The following is a 1,050-nucleotide window of genomic DNA, read 5'->3' as shown; positions in this document are numbered from 1 at the left end:
CGAACCCGCGCCGGTTCAAGACGCCGGTAAGCGGGTCGGTATTGGCGAGCCTTCGCAGACCCGCCGCCAGATCATTAGCGATAAGAGCAAGCGCCGTGATGCCTATTCCTGTGAACACGGCGGGCAGCGCCAAAAGGAGAAGCCAGCGATCGAAATCCCCAAGCCATGGATCGAACGCGAACTGACGTGCCAGTGCAAAAGCTCCGACGACAAGGCTGATTATGGCGAGGAGAGCCAATAGAAGCTTCATCATCTGCTCATCCGAGCGCGCCTGGCCGTTCGAGATCGCGACATGACCGAGTGCCGAACAGAGTACGAGCGCCCGGAAGAACTGAGAAAGCGCTGCCCACAATCCGTCGGCGTGGTGCAGCGCCGCGATGAAGATGATGATGGTCAATAGCAAAGCGGCCAACACCCAGCATCGCCCCGGCGGCGACCGGTCGCTACGTTGGCTCAGCCCCTTCCACAGAAGCAGGGGAACCGCCATGGCCGCCAGGCTGACGATCGCGATACTCCACGCTCCACCAAAGCCGGTCAGCCCATGCGCGATGTTGAGCGCCCAGGCGGCGGCGGCGAGTGCGAAGGCGCGGCTCCAACACTGTGCATGGGGGAGCCGACCAATCGAGCGGGCAGACACGGCGATCCCGACCGACAGCACCGCCGACAACAGCACGAGAGTCGTCAGTACCGCAACACCTTCGTCCATCTGAGCGCCTGCCAAACCTCCGCGCCGACCAGCAACTGCGGCCCTGCGACCACGGCTCCATATCAATACAAAGTGCGCGGCAACAGAAGGCTCGATTTTTCAAGCCGGGGGAGCAGACGGACCGTGATAACGCAACGGCCTGAAACGCGATGGGCTGACCTATGGCGTGGGCTGTCTCGGCGGATGCTCACAAGCGGCCTGATCCCACCAGATTATGTGCATGCGGACATAATTGCGCACGTCACTCTTTCGCAATCTATCCGTCACCCTCCTTTCATGCATGCCCCATAGGCCCGTCCCCGCGCCGCGACGGCGGCAGGACGGACATTCAGTCGGGATAGCAC

Annotated in this window: 1 protein-coding gene; it reads right to left on the bottom strand. The window is 62.2% G+C overall.

Going from position 1 to position 1,050, the window contains the following annotated elements; translation table 11 throughout:
- Window positions 1–706, bottom strand: a 706-nt coding sequence (locus AWV70_RS16165) for a hypothetical protein (protein ID WP_153010022.1), incomplete at its 3' end; no start/stop codon positions are given.
- Between the last annotated feature and the right edge of the window lie 344 nt (window positions 707–1,050).

The organism is Sporosarcina koreensis (assembly GCF_001531445.1).
In the GTDB taxonomy this organism is placed as follows: Bacteria; Bacillota; Bacilli; order Bacillales_A; family Planococcaceae; genus Sporosarcina; species Sporosarcina koreensis_C.
The sequence above is the reverse complement of the archived record's forward strand: the minus strand, read 5'-3'. Positions and strand labels throughout refer to the sequence as shown.